Annotated in this window: 1 protein-coding gene; it reads left to right on the top strand. The window is 72.3% G+C overall.

What is annotated here, in order from left to right; all coding sequences use genetic code 11:
• Positions 1 to 343, top strand: a 343-nt coding sequence (locus SB816_RS30360; RefSeq protein WP_410548037.1) for an SDR family NAD(P)-dependent oxidoreductase, incomplete at both ends; no start/stop codon positions are given.

The raw sequence follows: 343 nt of genomic DNA, 5'->3' as shown, positions 1-343 counted from the left end.
CGGTTGATCCGCGATGCGCTCGCGGTGCACGGGCGGCTCGACGTGCTGGTCAACAATGCGGGCGCGAGCCGCGTGATTCCGCACGACGATCTCGCCGCCGCGACGCCCGACGTGTGGCGCGAGATGCACGAGATCAACGTGATCGCGCCGTTCCGGCTCGTGGCGCTCGCCCAGCCCGCGCTGCTCGACGCAGCGTCGCGCGGGCGCGCCGGTTGCGTCGTCAACGTCAGCTCGCATGCCGGGGTACGGCCGAAGGGCGCGTCGATTCCGTATGCGGCCGCGAAGGCCGCGCTCAATCACACGACGCGATTGCTCGCGCGCACGCTCGCGCCGGCGATCCGCG

It is taken from the genome of Achromobacter sp. SIMBA_011, assembly GCF_046535435.1.
GTDB lineage: Bacteria > Pseudomonadota > Gammaproteobacteria > Burkholderiales > Burkholderiaceae_B > Achromobacter > Achromobacter dolens.
The sequence above is the reverse complement of the archived record's forward strand: the minus strand, read 5'-3'. Positions and strand labels throughout refer to the sequence as shown.